The sequence below is a fragment of the Salinispirillum marinum genome (assembly GCF_042650105.1).
Classification (GTDB): domain Bacteria; phylum Pseudomonadota; class Gammaproteobacteria; order Pseudomonadales; family Natronospirillaceae; genus Salinispirillum; species Salinispirillum marinum.
The window spans coordinates 1,051,533-1,070,964 of the sequence record NZ_JBHSAL010000002.1; the positions used below are offsets into that span (position 1 = coordinate 1,051,533).

The following is a 19,432-nucleotide window of genomic DNA, read 5'->3' on the forward strand; positions in this document are numbered from 1 at the left end:
CTAGAACATATCAATCGTCCTTATATTCTTGCTTCTCCAAGCCGTGTTTACGCATCTTGTCGTACAGGGTTTTACGCGGTAGACCTAAGTCAGCCATGGTGCCTTTGATGGAGCCTTTCTGGCGCACTAAAGCCTGTTCAACAAGGGTTTTCTCAAAGCGATCGAGCTGTTCGGGCAAGGTCATAAATCCGGGGTTGCTTTCGTTGGTGATGATGCGTTCGAATTCAAAAGAACCGCTTTCGCCCATCAACACATAGCGCTCGGCCAAGTTGCGCAATTCGCGCACATTGCCCGGCCATTCGTAGTTCAGCAGGCTATGCATGCGTTCGGCGCTCAGCGGCGACACTTCGCGTTTGTACTGGGCGCTGGCGACCAAGCAGAAGTGTTGCCATAGCAAGGGGATGTCATCCTTCCGTTCCCGCAATGGGGGGATATCCACCCGTACCACATTCAGGCGGTAATAGAGGTCTTCCCGGAAGATACCCTCGTTCGCCAATTCACGCAGGTCTACTTTGGTGGCGGCCAAAATACGCAAATCCAGGTCCACCAACACATTGGAGCCAAGACGTTCCAATTTACGCTCTTCCAGCACACGCAATAACCGAACCTGCATGGCCATGGGCATACTTTCAATTTCATCCAGAAACAACGTACCACCATTGGCATGCTCCAGCTTGCCGATGCGTTGTGCCTTTGCATCGGTGAATGCGCCTTTTTCATGGCCAAAAATTTCACTTTCCATGATGGATTCCGGCACGGCACCGCAGTTAATGGCGACAAATTTCCCGTTCCGTCGCGGGCTGTGTTCGTGGATATACCGCGCCACCAATTCCTTACCCGTACCGGTTTCGCCTTGAATCAGAATATCGGCTGCGGTTGACGCCACCTGGGCCAACATCTGCCGGAGATGATGCATGTTATGCGTGTTGCCCAATATTCGCGGACCGGGTGCATTGTAGGCCTGTAACTCCATCCGCAAGTTGCGGTTTTCCAGGGTTAGCCGACGCTTTTCCAGCGCACGGTTCACCACATCCACAATGACATCGTTGGAAAAGGGTTTTTCAATAAAATCGTAGGCACCACTGCGAATGGCATTCACCGCCATGGATATATCGCCATGCCCGGTAATCAAAATCACCGGCAACTCACGATCAACTTGTTGGATGTCAGCCAGCAAATCCAACCCGCTTTTGCCGGGCAAATTAATGTCCGTAACAATAATGCCAGGCCAATCAATATCCAAGTGGTCAGTCACGCTGTTGGCATTACTGAAGGTACGCACCGTCAAATCCGCTAAACGTAATGTTTGAGCGATCGCCGCGCGCACATCAGGTTCGTCCTCTACCAGTAGGATATCCGCACTGGGTTGCGCTTGCGCTTCTTGAAGGGTCATCCCCTATTCTCCTGTAACCTTGATTCTGCCTCGTCCGCCCGTGTTAAGCGGACACAAAACTCCGCCCCGCCTAGACGACCGGGGCGTGCCCAAAGGTCGCCGTTCAGGGCTTCGACAATACGGTGGCTGATCGACAAGCCTAGACCTAGGCCAACGCCCGACTGTTTCGTGGTGAAAAAGGGCTCAAATACCCGGTCTACGTGGGCTTCATCCAACCCCACGCCATCATCCCCGATCACCACCACCAGATGCTCCGGGCTTTCGGGACAGGGTTCTGTATAGACGTCGACCCGGCGGAGACTGTGTGGATTTTCGACCACGGCGTCCACCGCATTGCTTAATAAATTCACCAAAACCTGTTCTAAGTAGACCATATCGGCTTGCACCAATTCATCGTCTGTCACCGAACTCTGGGCTTGAACCTGATGACGTTTTAATGATGCGTTTACGATGGTCAGCGCGCCCTGTACAGATGCCTGCAGACTCACGACCCCCATCGGGGTGTCGCCTTTACGCGCAAAGACCTTAAACCGCGCGATGATTTCGCCCATGCGCTGACCCAGTTCAGCAATGCGCTGGAGGTTTTTTTGCGCCTGCTCAGGTTCCGAACGTTCAAGGAAGCGCACAGCATTTTCAGCAAAGGCGCGAATTGCGGTTAGCGGCTGATTTAATTCGTGGTTTATGCCCGCACTGAGCTGGCCCAAAACCGCCAACTTAGCCGTTTGGATCAATTCATTTTGTGTTTTGTGATGCTGATCCACTTCTTCACGCAGTCGCTGGTTGCTCACCGACAAAGCAACCGTACGTTCAACCACACGTTGTTCCAGCTCGTTGCGTGCCACTTCCAACGCGTGTTCATACCGTTTGCGCTGGTGTGTATCCCGCACGGAAATCAACGCCAACCCGCCACCCAATATAAGAACGACGACTATCAACCCGGCGGTGACGGCATTAGTCGACGCCACTTGCGACTGCGACGCATCGCCCAGTTGCTGCAGTTCACCGAAGATATCACCTTGAATGTCGCGCGCTAGGTCGGTGAGCAAAGGGCCTTCCGGGAGGATGTATTCGTTCATAATGGCTTCGTACTCGCGGCTGACAAACACCAAGCGTTGAAAAGCATCTTCGTACTGCGACCAGATACTCGACAACGATAAGAGCATGGGACGGGTCACAAAATCGGCAATGCCATCGAATTCTAGGATGGTGTTGCGAGCATCGGTGATCAACACCGCGGCTTCCTGCCGCGCACTGGCGTTCTGCGTGGTCACAAATACACTGACTTGGGTTCCCGCATTTAACATCTGTGCTTGAGCACTTACGGCCAGGCGCACCTCCGTGGGTTGACCACTGGACAACGCAGTCTCTACCAAACGGTCAATGAAACGTTTCGCTTCCGGGCCATAGCGGTCCACCACTTCAATACGCAGGGCATCCATCTCGCGATAAGCGGGAATCACTTCATTGAGAAAACGACGCCCGTATGCCGAGTGTCGATCTGACAGTTCATGCAACAGTTTTAAGCGTTCGGCGTCGTTGATGGTTTCCATAGCATCAAATAACAACTGCCGGGTGACACTTTGTTGCAGCAAAAAATCGCGTACATCGGTGTGATTGCCGGTGATGCGAAAGCTGTCCACCGCCAGGCGTTCCAAAAAGAGTGAACGCATAACATCAGTAGCCTGGCCCGTATTGGGCACCAAGTCCTGCGTCATGACGCTGGTGCGCAGACCAATGCTGCGCAGATTGGACATGGCGATGCCGCCGATCAAAATCATGAAAATCAGCAGCAGTACGGGCGTTAATAAAGCCTTAACAAGCGTGTCGCGGGGTGGCTCTTGCAGTGGCTCTGCTTCTGTTGTTGGGGTGGCATTGGTTGTTTGCACGGTGATGGCTCACTCTCATTGTTATTTTTGTCTTCAGTATTAAGAACGCGTTAAGGGTTCGGGCTTAGCTCTCGGCAACATCAAACAAAACTCTGCGCCGCCCAAGCGACCGGTACGCAATTCAATTCGACCATTGAACGACTCCACTATGCGCAAGGTGATGGAAAGCCCGAGGCCCAAACCTGAACCTGCGTCTTTCGTGGTAAAGAAGGGTTCAAACACGCGTTCACGGAGATTTTCGGGCACACCAGAGCCGTTGTCGCCAACCACAATGCGCAACGGTTCATTCGGCGCGGTCGGTTCGAGGTACAGCTCAATTTTCGGTGCTACAACAGCTTGCTCTACGAGCGCATCAATGGCGTTGGAAAACAGGTTCACCAACACCTGCTCTAAATAAACGGTATCACCCAACACCAAGGTGTCGGCGGGAAAATCCTGTTGAACATGGATCTGATGTTGGTTCAGCCGCGCACCCAAAATGGTCAGCACTCCCTGTACGGCAGAGGCGAAACTGACAACGCCGGACTGCGCTTCTCCTTTGCGGGAAAACACTTTAAACCGCGCAATGATCTCACTCATGCGCAAACCCAACTGATTGATGCGCGTCAAATTGACGCGGGCATCGTCCGGGTGGCCTTTGTCCAAAAACCGGAGTGCATTTTCAGCATAGGCCCGGATCGCCGTCAGTGGCTGATTGAGCTCGTGGTTTATACCTGCACTCATTTGCCCCAACACTGCCAGCTTAGCCGTCTGGATCAACTCTTTCTGCGTGTTTTGATGCTGGTCGACTTCGGTGCGCAAGCGCTGGTTGCTGACCATCAATTCATGTGTACGCTCTTTAACCCGGCGCTCAAGGTTGTCCTGAGCACGTTGCAATTCCGCTTCATACTTTTTGCGCTCGGTCATATCGTGCAACGTAAGCAGGAATTTCCGTTCGTTGGGCAAGCGCATGTCGCTGATGGTCAATTCAACGGGAACGCTGTGGCCTTGCCGATGCAGCAAGCTCAATTCGAGAATCTGATGATCCTGTACCGTAGGGTGTGCCAGCATTCGACCCACCAACACAGCGAAACGCTGGCTGTCTTCACGCCCTAAAAGCCGGGTAAACGGCTGCTGGGTCAGGTCCTTGAGGCGATGGCCCAACAATCGCTCCGCGGTCGGGTTAAACGACTCAATCCGGGTGGTGGAATTCAACGTCACCAACCCGGCTTGCGTGTTATCAATGATGCCACTGATGTAAGCCTGATTGTGACGGCTCATCTGCAAGGCTACCGAACGCTCACGCAGTATCTTTTGCCGTTGCATTAAGGCCAGCACCATTAACATCACAATGATGGCTAACGCCGATGAAAAGCCGCGAAACACCTGCACACGCTCTTCTACCGGGGTCGTTGGCGTCAACAAGGCAAAACGAAAATCCAACAATTGAATGGGTTGTTCCTGATACAGGAAGCCTTGGGTGTCTCGTGCCATCGACGTTCCCGCATTCGGGTCAATGTGCAGCACATCTGCCCCTCGATACACCTGACGCTGGGCGATCGGTAACGATTGGACGACATTATCGGTGTAGCGCCGACTGTCGAGAATGCGTTGTCGTTCCTGTTCGGATAGGGGCAAGAACGTTTTATAGAGCCATGCATTCCTTGAGGTACTAAAAATCACCCCGTCGGGGTCTAGCAAGACGAAATCGTATGCTGGGTTCCGCAGGGCAATTTCATATTCGTCCACATCGACCTTCACCACGGCAACGCCCAATAGGTCACCTTGCTCATACACCGGGTAGGAAAAATAGTATCCGCGTTTTAAGGACGTTGTGCCGAGCGCGTAATAACGCGCCGCTTCTCCGGCCATGGCATTCTGAAAATAGGGTCGGAAGGAAAAATTACCGCCGACAAAACTGGCTTCTTCGTTCCAGTTTGATGCCGCGATGGTGAGACCACGGACATCCATGATGTAACTGTCGGACGCCTCGGTAATTAAGTTGATTTGTTCCAACTCCAGATTCAAACGACGAATGTTCTCATTACTGGGGGTATGCAAGGCCGTGCGAACGGTCTCCAGACTCGCCAGTAATCGGGGCAAGTTTTCGTACTTGGTGATTCCGCTTTCGACCTGCAGTGCCAGTCGATTCAATTCCACTTGGCCTTGTGCAATCAAACGATCAATATGTGTTTGCCGAACAATCCCGCCGCCCAACCACACCACCAAAACAGCCAAGGCAAGCAGCAACGTCAGCCACACAGCTTGACGATGACGAGATGCCATTACCCGCTTGCTCCAAGGCTGTTCAGTCATGACAACTTTCCTTCACGCGGTTTAACTCGGTGTTAGCGCGGCAAGTCAAAGCGTTCCCGCAAAAAGCGGGCAATGCCATCTTGATCATGGTGCCCGATCACGGCGGTTGCCATTTGCTTAATCTCTGGAATGGCATTATCCGGCGCATAGGATTCATCCGCCAAAGCAAACAAACTGGCGTCATTGTCGCCATCGCCGAAACAAATGATGCGGGCAAAACCCAACTCTTTTTTCAATACGTCCACAGCACTGCCTTTACTGGCCGCACTGTGGTGTATGTCCATCCAATAGGCACCGGGGCTGTACATTCCGGGGCCAAAATACGCCACCAGATGCGGTTGCTCGGCCAAATCGAGATTGATGGCTTTGATGGCGTCGCCGTCTCCCAAGGCACTGATGTTGGCGATTTGCGCATTCGCCGGTAAGGCGGACAGTGGCAACAACGGCAAGCCCCGGTTTTCACTCAATTCCGCCAAGAAACTGCGGCAATGTGCCGAACGCACAGGAGGATGGTAAACCGTGTGTTCGCCATCTTCTTCCACGGTAAAAATAAAGGGTGTCACCAATCGGCCTTCAAACGCCGTTAACACCGCGGCGATTTCATCGGACGTTAAATACGTGGTGTGCGTATACCCGTTACGTTCCGGGTCCCAGATAACCACACCGTTTTTATAAATGTGGGGTAACGGGAAGCTGTGCCCTTCCAAACATGCGCGTGATGCGTGCAACGTACGACCAGTGGCCACGGTATAGGCAATGTGGCGCTCACCCAACATACGCAATGTTTCTTGGGTATAGGGCGAGATTTTCTGTTCGGCGTTTAATAGGGTGCCGTCAAGATCGAATACGATCAGTTCCATTGTGGGCCTCAATACTGCATGGTTACGAGGTGCACAGTGTCGCATGAAGGCCTATCGGCTGCCAGCGCCTAACCCTCGGCGCTGGTCATCATCACGCCTCTCGGCGGCGAAACTGCTGCACGATCCCGCCCAAATGTTCACCCAGCTCCGCTAACTGCCGACTGGACTGCGCCGTTTCTTCGGCGGAGGCCGCCGCCGTTTCCGTGACGCTGCGAATGCGTTCAACACTGCGGGTAATTTCCACCGCCGTGGCACTTTGCTGTTCCGCTGCGCTGGCTATCTGCGTGTTCATATCACGAATTGAAACAATGTGTCCCGTGATGGTATCCAAGGCTTCCGTCGCTTGACCGGCTTTTTCTACCATTACTTCACTGGCGTCATGGCAGGTGTTCATCTGTTTGACAACGTTAGAGGTGCCCTGCTGCACGTTCGCCATAAAGGCTTGAATTTCCTCGGTAGACTGATGGGTGCGCTGTGCCAGTGTACGAACCTCATCCGCTACCACGGCGAACCCTCGCCCGCTATCGCCCGCACGTGCAGCTTCAATGGCTGCATTCAACGCCAGCAAATTGGTTTGCTCGGAAATGGCCTGTATTACGTCCAATACTTTGCCTATGGACGCGGTATGATCCTGCAAGGACTCGATGCCCTGCGCCATGCTGTTTAATTGGTCGGCCAAGTCGTTAATGGACGTAATGGTTTCGGCCACCGTTTGTTTGCCGCGTGCCGCGTCTTGATCGCCCTGCTCGGCAATGCTTTGTGCCTCTACCGCGTTGCGAGCAATTTCTCGCACCGTGGCCGACATTTGCTCCATGGCGGTCGCCACGTCATTGGTTTCGCCTTGCTGTTGAGAGGCACCCTCACTGGCTTTTGATGTTACGGAAGACAATGCCTCTGCCGCCTGCGTAAGCGATTGCGAATCGCCCTGAATCTGTTCAATGACATTCTGCAAGGTATTCAGAAATTCATTGGTATTGCTGGCCAACATACCCACTTCATCTTGTGTGCTCACCGGTAGGCGTCGACCTAGATCGCAGTCATGTGCTCGCAGCCCGGCCACCATGTCACGCATTACATTATTGGCAGCAATCAACGGACGCACCACACTGCGAGTAATGAAAAACGCCAGCAGCGCACCGACAAGTACCACCCCACCGTTGAGTAAAATCAACATTTGATTGGTCTGGCTAACCTGCGCTTGCGATTCATCACCCAAAGCCCGCAATTCATCAAAAATATCGACCTGCAAGGCACGCGCGGCATCGGTCAGTAACGGCCCTTCGGGCAAAATGTAGGTGTTCACCAAGTCCTGATACTGTTGACTGACCGCTACCAGCTGCTCGAAGGCAGCTTCATAGGCTGTCCATTTTTCCGACAGACCGGCAATGAGTGCTTGGGTGGTGAGATCAGCAACCGATTCAAAATCCGAGATGCTGTCGCGTGCATCCATGATCAAAAATCCTGCCTCACGCTGCGCCGCCGAGTTCAATGTGGTGGCAAAAATGCCCACTTGGGTATTGGTGTTTAAGACTTGCGCTTGGGTTGCAATGGCAATTCGCGCATCGGTTTGCTGACCACTGACCAGGGCAGTTTCGACCAAACGGTCTATTTCGCGCCGGGCTTCTGGCCCAAGGTCATTCACCAGCATTTGACGTAACCGCTCCATCTCCCGATAGGCCGGTACCACTTCCTCTAGAAACCGCACAGCGTAGGCATCATGCCGCGCAGCTAAGTCGTCCAAGCCCGACAACCGCTCGGCATCTGCAATGGCATTCCGTGCATTGTCCAATAGCGTCAGAGTCTGTGCTTGTTGATTGGCGAAGGCTTCGATGTCGGCTTCTGCACCAGTGGTGCGAAAACTGTCCATCGCCAAACGTTCCAGAAAGATCGACCGCATGATGTCGGTGGTCTGCCCGGTGTTGGGCACCAAATTCTGGGTCATATAGGCCGTACGCTGGCCAAAGCCACTGAAATTAACCACCGCTATCACTCCGGACAAGACGATGAAAATCAACAACAAAGCGGGTGAAAGTAAAGACTTGATCATGACGCCCAAGCGTACAGTCGAGAAAGGGTTTCTCATGCTATGGCCTATTTGTGTTGAGGAGGCGGTGCGCTGAACGGCACACACTGCTCTCTAGTTATTGTTATGGTTGTACCAGTCCCTAGCAATAACTGGGCCGATGCTCTAATCCCGCCTTATTTGCAGGCGTTGCTTCACATTTGTGACCAATGTTCGGCGGATAGTCACCCAAAGTGTAGTCCAAACTGGCGAGTATCCACTCATTTTTGCGAAACTGCCGTCTGACGCTTTTGCATCTCAATCGGGTGTGCTATTTCTACCACCTCGATAGCAAAATTTGGGCAACAGGTATTATGCGTTTGGTGACAGGCTTACGATGGATAAAGCGACTAACGGTACTCGTCAGTCTTGCCCTGGTTATCGGGCTTGGTTTCTTTTACTGGCAACTGACCGGTAGTCTCGCCACCCTAGACGGCCAGCGCCTAGGGCTGCCACTGCATGCTGACGTGACCATTACCCGCGACCAACAGGGTCTTCCCACCATCACCGCCACCACCCGACCCGACACCGCATTTGGCCTGGGCTATATTCATGCCCAAGATCGGTTTTTCCAGATGGATTTATTACGCCGCAATTCGGCAGGGGAAATGAGTGCACTTTTTGGTGCGGTAGCCCTAGGGTACGACCAACGCATACGCGTGCATCAGTTTCGGCAACGCGGTAATGCGGCCGTAAATGCCCTACCGCAAGCCCATCGTGATGTGTTGCACGCTTACACATTAGGCGTAAATGCAGGCTTGTCGGATTTGCGCAATCCGCCGTTTGAATACAGCTTGCTGGGTGTTGAACCCACTCCATGGGTACCCGCGGATACCATGCTGGTACTGTATTCCATGTACCTGGACTTACAGCCCAACTGGAACGAACAAGAAGCCTCCCGCGCCGCCATGCTGGACCTGTTGCCCGCTGATTGGTTTAACTTTTTGCAACCCGAGGGTGGCGAGTGGGATGCGCCAATCAGTGGCACGCCGTATGTCTACGCCGCTGACCTACCTGAAACACCGCTGGCGCAGTTCTCTACCGCTCCAGATCCGCTGGCCTATCGCTATGCTGACCCCTTTGATGTCGGCTCCAACAGTTGGTCGGTGGCGGGCAGTCGCACCCGCTACCCTGCCGCCATGGTGGCGAACGACATGCACTTGGGATTGCGAGTACCCAATATCTGGTATCGCGCGACATGGGCCGTACCAGGCCACGACCGCAGCATTTCAGGGGCTACCCTGCCGGGCACTCCTGCCATGGTGGTCGGGTCGAATGAGCATATTGCATGGGCCTTTACCAACAGCAATGGTGACTACCACGACACCATCCTTTTACAGACCCGCCGGGATGATAGTGAGTATTTAACCCCTGACGGCTGGGTGCCTTTTGAGATACAGAACGAGGTTATTGCCATAAAGGATGCCGAACCCGTGGTGAGCGCTGTTAAACGCACCCGTTGGGGGCCGGTGATCGGGCGGAATCATAACGGTCAGTGGATGGTGATGCGCTGGGTCGCGCACGACCCGGCCGGTGCAAACCTGATGTTGATGGAACTGGAAGGTGTTGACAAGGCGGTAGACGCTCTGCCTATCGCTGCGCAAACCGGTGTGCCAGGGCAAAATTTTGTGGTGGTGGACAAAGATGGCAACCAAGCGTGGAGCATCATGGGCCGCTTACCGCGCCGTGCGGGAGAGGGTTTTGATGGCCGCTTGCCGATGGACTGGTCCACTGGCACCCACTTTTGGAACGGCTATTTAACACCAGAGGAATACCCCCGGGTTATCAATCCAGCCACCGAGCGGATTTGGACCGGCAATGCTCGCATGGTATCCGGCGCAGATCTCGAACGCGTGGGCACCGCAGAATACGCTTTGGGCGCCCGCCAACAACAAATACGCAACCGCTTATTGCAGAATCAGGTGTTTACCGAACAGGATTTTTTAGACCTGCAAATGGACAACCAAGCCATCTTCCTTGAGCGCTGGCAAGCACTGCTCAGTGCTGTTTTGGCACAACCAAATTCAGCGGAGCTGGCCGACGCCCAACAATATGTCGATAACTGGGCGGGGCGTGCGGATAAAAACGATGTGGGCTATTGGCTGGTCAAGCGCTTCCGCGAGAAAGTCATCAACGCTACCGCTGGCGAAGTCTTTCGTTATTTGGAACAGCAAGCACCCAACGTCTTTGTGACCAGCCACATTAACCGCATGGTGGAATACCCGGTGTGGCAACTGGTGACCGAGGAACCGGCTGCACACCTACCTGCCGGTTACACTGACTGGACGACATTCCTACGCGCGATAGCCTTCGAGATGGTGCAAGAACTCACCCAGAACGGTGGCGAGCCCTTGGCACAACACACATGGGGCAGGCACAATACGTTGGCCATTGAACACCCCCTAGCGAACAACATTCCGCTGCTTGGCCGGTTCCTGAAAATGCCCGCCGAACCCATGCATGGCGACACCTTTATGCCCAATATCCAACGCCCGGACAATGGTGCATCACAGCGCATGGCGGTAGCACCCGGCCATGAAGAAAACGGAATATTTCACATGGCAACCGGCCAAAGCGCACACCCTCTGTCACCGTTTTTTGACCGGGGGCATCGGGATTGGGTAGAAGGCCAGCCCTCACCGTTATTGCCGGGCGAAACGCGTTATAGGTTGAGGCTTTTACCCTAGTCGTTTCGGATAGATGAGCATTCTCAAGTACTCACCGGCAATGGAGATACAGGAATGGACGAGTTGACGGGCGTAGTCATAGCTGTAGTACTGGGCATTTTGGCGTCCAGTTGCCTGCATTTGTCCCAAGGTTTTATGCGCCTTGGTATTGTTCGGATGCGCGCCTCAACGCCAGTGCCCGGCGGGCGTGTTTTTTACGTCATTGGCCTGCTGTTGAATTTCAGCGCACCCTTTTGGGTGATGGTCGCTAATGTGTTCGCACCTACTCTTTGGTTTACTTCCATGTTCGCCACAGGGCTGCTGACTTTAATGGTGTTTTCTCACTATTATCTCAACGACCCCATTACCTGGCCAAAAACCTTTGGCGTGAGCGCCATATTGCTTGCCACTGGCCTGCTGGCGGTGACGGGACTTTCCGCCATACAAGACTTCAAACCACCGCTTGTTCTGTTGCTGTCGGTTTCGCTAGCTTGGGTATTAGCCATGCCTACCTTAGCCATCCTGTGCCGACACGCGCGGCTGCCGATTCAGGAAATGCTGTTTGGTACAGCCGCAGGCGGCTTTTTTGCGTTGGATGCCCTGTGGAAGAGCGCGGCGCAACAGATGGGGGGCGACACAACTCAGTTGCTGCCTGCAACGCCTCTGGGATGGCTCATTCTCATGGCCAGCTTCGGCGGTGCTGCAGGTGCCTTCGCCATGATGCAATGGTCTTATCTGCGTTTCTGTCGAGCGTCTGCCGTGGTGGTCAGTTACAACATGATCTATGTTCTGCTGCCGCTGAGCTTGCTCGCTTTGATGGGAATTTGGGAGGCGTTCACCTTGCCTATGTTAGCGGCCATCGTGTTGCTGCTCGGTGGCGCGGCTTTGATTCAATTTAAGGGGCATGCTGACGTAATAAATCCGTGATCACGCCAGAGCTAGCGGGTTTACTGTGCCAGTAGCCTTGTCCATGGTCACTCCCTAATTTACGCAGCTGCTGAAACTGGTCGTCGGTTTCAATACCTTCGGTGATCACCTTAAGATTCAGGCGGTGTGCTAGGTCGATGATGGTTTGCATCATGAGTACATCCTGCTCGCCGTGCGCCAGATTCAATACGAAGCTGCGATCAATCTTCAATTGTGTGATCGGCATACGGCGCAGATAGCTTAGGCTGGAGTAGCCTGTGCCAAAGTCATCAATGGCAAGCCGAATTCCGTGCTGACGCAAGGCCTGCATCACTTCGATACAGGCATCAATATCCCCCAAAAACGCCGTTTCTGTAATCTCCAATTCCAATGCCGATGGCGGCATCTGATGGGCTTCCAACGCATGAATAACATCGGCCACAAAATCGGCACGCAGAAATTCCGTGGCTGACACATTAACCGCCATGGTGAAGGCGTCGTTGATCAACCCTGCTTGATACCATTGCCGCCATTGCGCACAGGAGGTTTGCAATGCCCAGTCACCCAAGGCTTCAATTATGCCGGTGCGTTCGGCCATGGGTATGAAGATATCCGGAGGAATGAAAATACCGTTGTGCTGCCAACGCATGAGTGCTTCTACGCCGATGGGCTGCCCGTCACTTAGCCGAATTTGCGGTTGGAAAAACATCGCTAGCTCTTGCTTATCTAAGGCGCTGCGCAAATGCTCTTCCATTTCAAGCCCGCGCTTTACTTCTTCGCCGAGATAACGGTCGTACCAGACCAACTCTTGGTCTTCCGATTGTTGGGCGTGATGCAGCGCGGTGTTGGCGTCATCTATCAGCTCATCAACCGTCATGCCTTTGGTGAAATGCACCAGACCCATACGTGCGTTGAGCTGGAACTCCCGTTCACCGACAAATACGGGCTTACTGACTGCTTGCACGAACTCTTCAGCCGACTTTTTTTCGCAGGCCTCGTCGTCGGCAAGAATGAGTACGCCAAAGATATAGCCGTCAAAACGATAGACTCGCCGCTGGCAGGTCGGGTCACTGTCTTCGTACTCGTTTTGGAAGGTGGTAGCCAAGCGGCATATCACTTGGTCGGCCACTTGGTAGCCGTCACGCACAGCGCTGGTGGCTAGACCACGCACCCAACTGAGCCCTAAGGTAACGCGTTGACCGGAGGCAATCTTCTGCTTTAAGTCTAGTTCGAGCGCACGCCGATTGGGCAGTTGCGTAATGCTGTCGTGGCTGGCTTGCCACTCCAATAAACACTTGGACTCTTCGCGCTCGGTCACGTTCTCTACATAGATATGTGCGCGGCCAAGTTCAGCCACCACGTGTACCCGGTATTCGTAAATTTCGAGGTCAACACGATGCTGCCATAGGTCATTGTTTATGTGACGCTGTTCAAGGTGATGCAAACGCGTAACGTAGTCATTAGGCAACAAGTTTTCCAGCGCGCCAGAGGATTCCGGCAATTGAGCCAGCAAAGCCTTGGCAGCCGGATTAATGTACATCACACAGCCATCGTGCAGAGACACCGAGAACACCGGATTGGGGTTAAAATGCGGAAAGACTTCATCACCGCTGTTGCGCACGGCGCTGTACGTGGAAACCAAAAAGGGCACACAGAAATTGAGCAGCACCATTCCCCACCTTATGTCTTCGTCTCCCAGAATGGCACCGCCTTGGTTGATCGCGTTCAGTACCAGGCCGACGACCGCACTGATTTTGACGGCATTGATGAGCATGGGCTTGGTGGGCAAACTGTGCAACATACAATACTTCCTGTCCGGCGTTATTGAACGTCAATGAACCTTGCTTTCACCTTAGCATTGATTTCCGCTACCGGCACAATAATCCCCAGTTCAAGAGCGTTGCCAAAATCGGCATCGAATACGGTTTCGCCGCACCAAATGCCGGTCGACAAGGACATATAAGACTGCAACACGGGTGGGATGCTCATGTCGTGCGGCAACAGTGCATCACGCAGTTGGCGGATACGCTCGTCGGCGCTGTTGTTCTCGCCAAAGGCCGCCGCGGCGTGCGTGGGTTCATATCGGCAGGTTTGGCGCGCCACTAAATAGGGTTCCGGCGGAGCATAATGTGCCTGCATGGTACTGACTAATAGGTCGCGGCCGGTGTAGTTCAGGGTTTGGTACAACGACACATTGCCAAAGAAATACTGCACCTCAGGGTGTTTGCGCAGCAATGCGCCCAAGCCTACCCACGTTGCAAAGAAGCCCAACGCGCCCTTTTTGGCGGCGCGGTTGACCACCGAGCGGCCCAGTTCAATGGCATAGGGCAGGATGTTGCGTTGGAACGAAAGAGAATAATCAAACAAGCCAAAAGTTCGCAAACACTCTGGACCAAACACGGCCACCTTAGCACCCAACTGATAGCGGTACATGGCGACCATTTCTTGATATTCGGGGTCCCAGGCCACCAACTGCGAATAGCACTGTTCGCCGTAGTCACGGTGGTCGAGGTCCAGCTCTTCGCCTCGTCCGGCACCGACGGCGCGGAAACCGGCTTCGCGCAATCGCCCTATTTCTTCCATCGCGGCTGGGCATTCGTCGCCAGTGAAACTGTAGATATTCAGGCCACGAAACTGTGCCAGCGGTGCCAACGCGGCGAGTTCTTGCGCCACGCTGTTCTTGATGACGGCGGAGATGGCAATTGGGTCTGCTTGAGCAAGAGTCGATTGATGCGCGAGTGTCATGATGAAGTCTCCTTCAAGACAAGAGAGGACGTAGCCTGAGCGAGCGCCGGATGCGGACGCGCCAGCCGCCCATATTGTGCACGGACAATCGCCATGCGCTGTTGATCGTTCGGGGCGAGCTGTTCGAGATCCTCGGCACGGATGGTTTCCCCCACGCACACATCGAAGGTGCGGGTAGCGGGTTTCAACAGCTCGCGCGGCAGCAAGGCCATTTCAAGGTTCAGCGCGGCATTGAAGCGCTGGCGCAAAGCCGCGACGCCATGAAACAACCATGAATTCGTGCCTTCTAGGTGGATAGGCACCAATGAGCGACCATAGCGTCGGGCCAGAGTCACAGGCATGCTGTGCCATTCAAAGTCGGTCAGTTGGCCCTGTTGTTTGCGCGCGGTGCGCCCGGCCGGGAACACTAAAATGGCGGCGTCGGTGGCGAAGGCGGCATGCAGATTGCGCACCGACTGGCGCGAAGAACGATATCGATCCACCGGCACGACCAAGGGTTGCAGGGGCGGAATCAAGGTCAGCAAATCCGTCACCACCACCTTCACCTCCGGATAGTAACTTTGCAACCACGCGAGCAGAATCAGGCCATCTAGGCCACCGGTTGGGTGATTCGCCACAAATACCGGACGTGCTGCGACCGTGGGTAGCGTTGCGCCATTAAGCACCTGTGCGCTAACGCCCAAACGCTGCAACACTTGCGCGGGAAAACGACGCGCATTGGTGTCCGAAAGGGCCATTAACGCTTGGTTGAATTGGCGCACTTGCGTTATCCACAATAACAACCGCAACGGCCAACCGCGCAAGCGCTGCCAAAGCGTTGGATTTTTGTCCTGTAACAACCGTTCAACGTCTACCGGCGGTGCAATGGGTGGTACAACGGGCGCACTGTGCGGCAGGGGCTGCCAATGGGTTTTTAACGTCTGTATGCTCGTCGGCTCGGCTCCCGGTACAGGTGTACCCGGCCAATATTCCATGCGCGTTAAACCCGGCTGTACCTGAATGCGTGTTAGGCTGACGGTGGCGCGGTCGCGCCGGTTCATCGCAACCGATGCCCATGGCATCCACCCGTGGCGTTGGCAATGCGCTTGTAGCTGGTGTTCAGGCGTCCAAATTCGCCAACCTTGGAGTTCGGTTGCCCAGCGGGAGAAAAAATACCGCCGCAGCAGGGGAATCCACTGCGGCAGTAATGAGGAAGTACTGAACGGTGAGCTGGGAGCTACCGTCTCTGACCATGCCTGTGCCGACCAACGCCAGCATAGCGGTTCTTGGGTTTGCCAAAAGACAAAAACAACGCAAGGCGCGAAGTCCATTGGAGCGGTATTCTGCAACAACGAACGCACCGCCATCGGCGTGGCACAAGCACTCAGGGAGCGCACCAAGCGGCCACGACTCTGGGTAGCCATGGTAGTTCGGTGTTGTTGTTCAGCGGCATAGTCGTTCAGCAAGCAAATCGTTAGCCCTTGGTCGTTGGTGGCTAGCCAGAAACCATCACCTTCAGGGTCATGCGGAGCCAGTATCTCGCGCCCGCCTTCATTGAACACCATCGGCGGCTCGGCTGCGATGCGACTGCGCCGTTCATCCCGGCTGAACACAATGTTCAATGTGCCCTGATGATGTTGCCAACTTAGGGTGCACATAATGACTGCTCCACACCCTGCGACGTTTCATAGCGGCGTGTGGATGGGTTAACGCCGAAACCCGGTGGCATGGCGCCGCCCTGTATCACCACCAGCATTTCCACCAAAGCAAAGTGATGAATGCTGTGTTGCGTGAGAAATACCAGCTCGCGGGCTAATGTCGTTGTGACCGGTGCGTTATCATCGTCGGTGCAGTAGTGGAGGATCAACGCTCGGTCACCGTGCTTTATATGTGTTGCTAGCTCAGTCTGGACGCACTGCAACAACATCAACGCATACGATGAATCGACCTCGACACGCGGGTCACGCTGACGATGTTCGTAGTCGATGTCGGTGCCACTTGATAAGGCGACAGACAAGGCGAGATAGTGATCCAGGATATGCCGCACGTGGCGGCCGGGCGTTTGCCCATGTGGTAGCAATTCACAATGGCCGCTGTACTCCGTGTGGTTTACATGCGCCAGCCAGTTCTCCAAGCGTTGCATGACACCGACGGCTTCGTGCCACAGCAGGCTCATGTCGTTTCCTATCCGTTGATCACCTACCATCAATTTTCCCTCGGCATATTGGCGACACTGCGGCTATTGACATCGTTGAGCGCCCAGTCGTAATCAAGAAAACGAATAGGCACCTGCTCAGTCGCCAAGCGCTCCCGTTGATTGTCCGGCACCCCCAGCTCGTCGGCATATAACGCTAAGAATTCGCCCAATCGGTTAGTGCCTTGCCAACCGGAAGCGAAATCATCCCGATACCAACGAAATATCGAAGACACTTCAACGCCTTCACCCGCCCAGCGGTTGCGTGATCTATCGCTGAGAAAAGCCCGCGTAGCCTGATCCAACTGTTGCTCTAGCGTGTCCGCTTCAAAAGCTTCGGTCAGCAAAGCCGGGCAACCGATACTGGCGCAGTTCACCGCAAAATGGATACGCGGTTCGTTATAGCGCCCCGAGCCACGGATCATTTCATGTTCTATTTCGTCCAAACTGCGCTCTTGACCCAAAAGAGGAATGAATTCGCGTTTCCACGGTGAACGAAAGAGTGAGCCCAGATCACGAATAGAATCAAGGTCAGGATAAGCGGTGAGTATCAACTCCACCGTCCACGCGTTATAGGCGTTGATCAAAAAAGCGAGCTGGGTATCCGACGACCATTGCTCAAACTCAGGCTCTGTCACCGCCGACAGTGCATCCAGATAGTCCGTAAGCTCGGCCCGCTGGTCTGCGAAACCCGCATAGTCCACGGCGGTGGCTCGTCCCTCATTGAACGGCTGCACATGGCGCTGCAACAATTCTGTCCACGCTCTGTGCTCCATGGCCGACACCGAACCACCGAACAGCCCCCCGAGCAGGACACCTAGCCATACTATTCTTCGCATCAATTCTTCTACCCTTTGCCTACTGATTACCTGCTTGGATATCACCCGTGTAAAAAAGTTCATTCTGTCTGCTTTGCCTGTCGCGGAATGTTCACAAGATGGTTTAGGCTTTAACTGTTATACTTTGTAACCGCAGGTAACGATTAGGGAAATTCCGACGTATTCTCCCGCCCGCGCTTATTTTTGTTTTTCTGGTTGCGTCAACAGTAGAGGTTTGCCTATGGCATATACGGTCATTGCCGAAGAACTCAGAGAAGCCTTAGCCAAGGACGACCTCCAGACCATGGAGCAACTCGTTGCCGATATGCAACCGGCTGACCTCGCGGAATTCATTCAGGAACACCCGGTCGACATCAACCTGAAGTTGTTGTCTTGCTTGCCGATTAAACAGCGCGCGGAAACCTTTGGTTATTTCTCCGAAAATGATCAGCGCGAACTGGCCGAACACATGGATGAGTCCACCTTGGCTAACCTGTTCATCCACATGAACTCGGATGAACGGGCCGACTTGTTCAACCTGCTCGAAGAAGAACTTAAAGCCGATTTGATGCGTCGCCTAGCGCGTAATGAGCGGGAGGACTTGCGCCGTCTGTCCAGTTATGAAGAAGGCACCGCGGGGTCTATTATGACCAGCGACTATGTGGCTGTGCCTGCCCAGTCCAGCGTTGCGCAAGCCTTTGATATTGTGCGTTCTACCGCACCCGACGCGGAAACCATTTACGACATCTACAGTATCGACCATATGGGTCGTTTGATGGGTGCGACGTCGCTGCGCGAAATGATTCTGGCGCGCACCACGGCGCGGATGGACGCGCTGATGACCACGGAGCTGATCAGCGCTACCGTGGATACCCCGCAGGAAGAAGTCGCCAAACTGATTTCACGTTACGATCTCTTGGCGTTGCCGATTATTGATAATGACGCGCGGCTAGTAGGCATTGTGACCTACGATGACGCGATGGACGTAGCAGAACAAGAAGCCACGGAAGACATCCACAAAGGGGCTTCAGTGGGCCGTTTGGATGACGGTTTTGGCCGTGCGCGCTTGCGGGATCTCTATCGGACGCGGATTGTTTGGCTGGTCTTGCTGGTGTTTGGCAACATTTTCTCCGGCATGGGCATAGCGCTGTTTGAAACCACCATTGCGGCGCATGTTGCTTTGGTGTTTTTTCTCCCCCTATTGATTGGCAGTGGCGGTAATGCGGGTGCGCAGGCATCCACGCTGATGGTGCGGGGTATTGCTACGGGCGATGTAGGTGTTTCGGATTGGGCACGTTTGCTGGGCCGGGAGCTGCTTGTGGCCGGTGCACTAGGGCTAACCATGGCACTGGCTGTATCACCCATTGGGTTCTGGCGCGGGGGCGAAGAAATTGCGTTTATTGTGGGTACCGCCATGATCAGTGTGGTGGTGTTGGGTAGCCTGATCGGTATTTGCTTACCTTTTATTCTCAATCATCTCGGTTGGGACCCGGCAACGGCGAGCGCTCCGCTGGTAACCACCTTGATTGATGCGGCCGGGGTCATTCTGTATTTCAGTATTGCTGCGGCGGTATTGGATCTGCCTGGCCTGTTTTAACGTATCGTCGCTTGTTATTTTTCTTCTGATA

13 protein-coding genes are annotated in these 19,432 nt (G+C 54.2%); 3 read left to right on the plus strand and 10 right to left on the minus strand.

The genetic code is table 11. The features are described 5' to 3' along the window. Positions 1-10 precede the first annotated feature (10 nt). The 5 genes from ACFOSD_RS12045 to ACFOSD_RS12065 form a co-directional block, all read right to left on the minus strand. Positions 11-1,393: a sigma-54-dependent transcriptional regulator gene (locus ACFOSD_RS12045; RefSeq protein WP_380696851.1), complete on the minus strand. Its 1,383-nt coding sequence runs from the start codon at positions 1,391-1,393 to the stop codon at positions 11-13. Then, positions 1,390-3,279 carry a sensor histidine kinase gene (locus ACFOSD_RS12050; protein WP_380696853.1) on the minus strand — a complete coding sequence of 630 codons (1,890 nt, stop codon included), beginning with the start codon at positions 3,277-3,279 and terminating at the stop codon, positions 1,390-1,392. The genes ACFOSD_RS12045 and ACFOSD_RS12050 overlap by 4 nt, the downstream gene beginning before the upstream one ends. Before the next feature lie 39 nt (positions 3,280-3,318). Further along, positions 3,319-5,574 (minus strand): sensor histidine kinase, encoded by a 2,256-nt coding sequence (locus ACFOSD_RS12055; RefSeq protein ID WP_380696855.1) that lies wholly within the window; start codon positions 5,572-5,574, stop codon positions 3,319-3,321. 32 nt (positions 5,575-5,606) lie between these two features. Beyond that, positions 5,607-6,434 carry an HAD family hydrolase gene (locus ACFOSD_RS12060; RefSeq protein ID WP_380696857.1) on the minus strand — a complete coding sequence of 276 codons (828 nt, stop codon included), beginning with the start codon at positions 6,432-6,434 and terminating at the stop codon, positions 5,607-5,609. Positions 6,435-6,525: 91 nt separating this feature from the next. Then, complete coding sequence (locus ACFOSD_RS12065; RefSeq protein ID WP_380696859.1) at positions 6,526-8,517, minus strand: methyl-accepting chemotaxis protein; 1,992 nt, start codon at positions 8,515-8,517, stop codon at positions 6,526-6,528. 293 nt (positions 8,518-8,810) lie between these two features. Here ACFOSD_RS12065 and ACFOSD_RS12070 point away from each other — a divergent pair, with 293 nt between their 5' ends. Both ACFOSD_RS12070 and ACFOSD_RS12075 read left to right on the plus strand, forming a co-directional pair. Then, on the plus strand, positions 8,811-11,183 hold the full coding sequence (locus ACFOSD_RS12070; protein WP_380696861.1) for a penicillin acylase family protein: 2,373 nt from the start codon (positions 8,811-8,813) through the stop codon (positions 11,181-11,183). Positions 11,184-11,237: 54 nt separating this feature from the next. Further along, a complete protein-coding gene (locus ACFOSD_RS12075) occupies positions 11,238-12,089 on the plus strand; it encodes a hypothetical protein (RefSeq protein ID WP_380696863.1) in 852 nt (283 codons plus the stop codon). On the opposite strand, the gene nrtS is transcribed toward ACFOSD_RS12075, so the two are convergent. The 5 genes from nrtS to ACFOSD_RS12100 are packed head-to-tail and all read right to left on the minus strand — an operon-like array spanning position 12,058 to position 17,825. Then, on the minus strand, positions 12,058-13,869 hold the full coding sequence (gene nrtS, locus ACFOSD_RS12080) for a nitrate/nitrite transporter NrtS (RefSeq protein WP_380696865.1): 1,812 nt from the start codon (positions 13,867-13,869) through the stop codon (positions 12,058-12,060). The two genes, ACFOSD_RS12075 and nrtS, sit on opposite strands and share 32 nt — an antisense overlap. A 20-nt stretch (positions 13,870-13,889) precedes the next feature. Continuing rightward, positions 13,890-14,813 carry a GNAT family N-acyltransferase gene (locus tag ACFOSD_RS12085; protein WP_380696867.1) on the minus strand — a complete coding sequence of 308 codons (924 nt, stop codon included), beginning with the start codon at positions 14,811-14,813 and terminating at the stop codon, positions 13,890-13,892. Then, positions 14,810-16,450 (minus strand): NRDE family protein, encoded by a 1,641-nt coding sequence (locus tag ACFOSD_RS12090; RefSeq protein WP_380696869.1) that lies wholly within the window; start codon positions 16,448-16,450, stop codon positions 14,810-14,812. The genes ACFOSD_RS12085 and ACFOSD_RS12090 overlap by 4 nt, the downstream gene beginning before the upstream one ends. After that, positions 16,438-16,968 carry a hypothetical protein gene (locus tag ACFOSD_RS12095; RefSeq protein ID WP_380696871.1) on the minus strand — a complete coding sequence of 177 codons (531 nt, stop codon included), beginning with the start codon at positions 16,966-16,968 and terminating at the stop codon, positions 16,438-16,440. Before ACFOSD_RS12095 ends, ACFOSD_RS12090 begins: the two co-directional genes overlap by 13 nt. 29 nt (positions 16,969-16,997) lie before the next feature. Beyond that, entirely contained in the window at positions 16,998-17,825 is an 828-nt protein-coding gene (locus ACFOSD_RS12100; RefSeq protein WP_380696873.1) for a DUF547 domain-containing protein, read from the minus strand. Between the two features lie 220 nt (positions 17,826-18,045). Between ACFOSD_RS12100 and mgtE the strand changes: the two genes are divergently transcribed. Next, positions 18,046-19,401 carry a magnesium transporter gene (gene mgtE, locus ACFOSD_RS12105; RefSeq protein ID WP_380696875.1) on the plus strand — a complete coding sequence of 452 codons (1,356 nt, stop codon included), beginning with the start codon at positions 18,046-18,048 and terminating at the stop codon, positions 19,399-19,401. Positions 19,402-19,432: the final 31 nt, after the last annotated feature.

Coding starts and splice junctions, on each gene's coding strand:
- ACFOSD_RS12045 (WP_380696851.1), bottom strand. CDS start 1,393: ATGACCCTTCAAGAAGCGCAAGCGCAACCCAGTGCGGATATCCTACTG.
- ACFOSD_RS12055 (WP_380696855.1), bottom strand. CDS start 5,574: ATGACTGAACAGCCTTGGAGCAAGCGGGTAATGGCATCTCGTCATCGT.
- ACFOSD_RS12060 (WP_380696857.1), bottom strand. CDS start 6,434: ATGGAACTGATCGTATTCGATCTTGACGGCACCCTATTAAACGCCGAA.
- ACFOSD_RS12065 (WP_380696859.1), bottom strand. CDS start 8,517: ATGAGAAACCCTTTCTCGACTGTACGCTTGGGCGTCATGATCAAGTCT.
- ACFOSD_RS12070 (WP_380696861.1), top strand. CDS start 8,811: ATGCGTTTGGTGACAGGCTTACGATGGATAAAGCGACTAACGGTACTC.
- ACFOSD_RS12075 (WP_380696863.1), top strand. CDS start 11,238: ATGGACGAGTTGACGGGCGTAGTCATAGCTGTAGTACTGGGCATTTTG.
- nrtS (WP_380696865.1), bottom strand. CDS start 13,869: ATGTTGCACAGTTTGCCCACCAAGCCCATGCTCATCAATGCCGTCAAA.
- ACFOSD_RS12085 (WP_380696867.1), bottom strand. CDS start 14,813: ATGACACTCGCGCATCAATCGACTCTTGCTCAAGCAGACCCAATTGCC.
- ACFOSD_RS12090 (WP_380696869.1), bottom strand. CDS start 16,450: ATGTGCACCCTAAGTTGGCAACATCATCAGGGCACATTGAACATTGTG.
- ACFOSD_RS12095 (WP_380696871.1), bottom strand. CDS start 16,968: ATGAGCCTGCTGTGGCACGAAGCCGTCGGTGTCATGCAACGCTTGGAG.
- ACFOSD_RS12100 (WP_380696873.1), bottom strand. CDS start 17,825: ATGCGAAGAATAGTATGGCTAGGTGTCCTGCTCGGGGGGCTGTTCGGT.
- mgtE (WP_380696875.1), top strand. CDS start 18,046: ATGGCATATACGGTCATTGCCGAAGAACTCAGAGAAGCCTTAGCCAAG.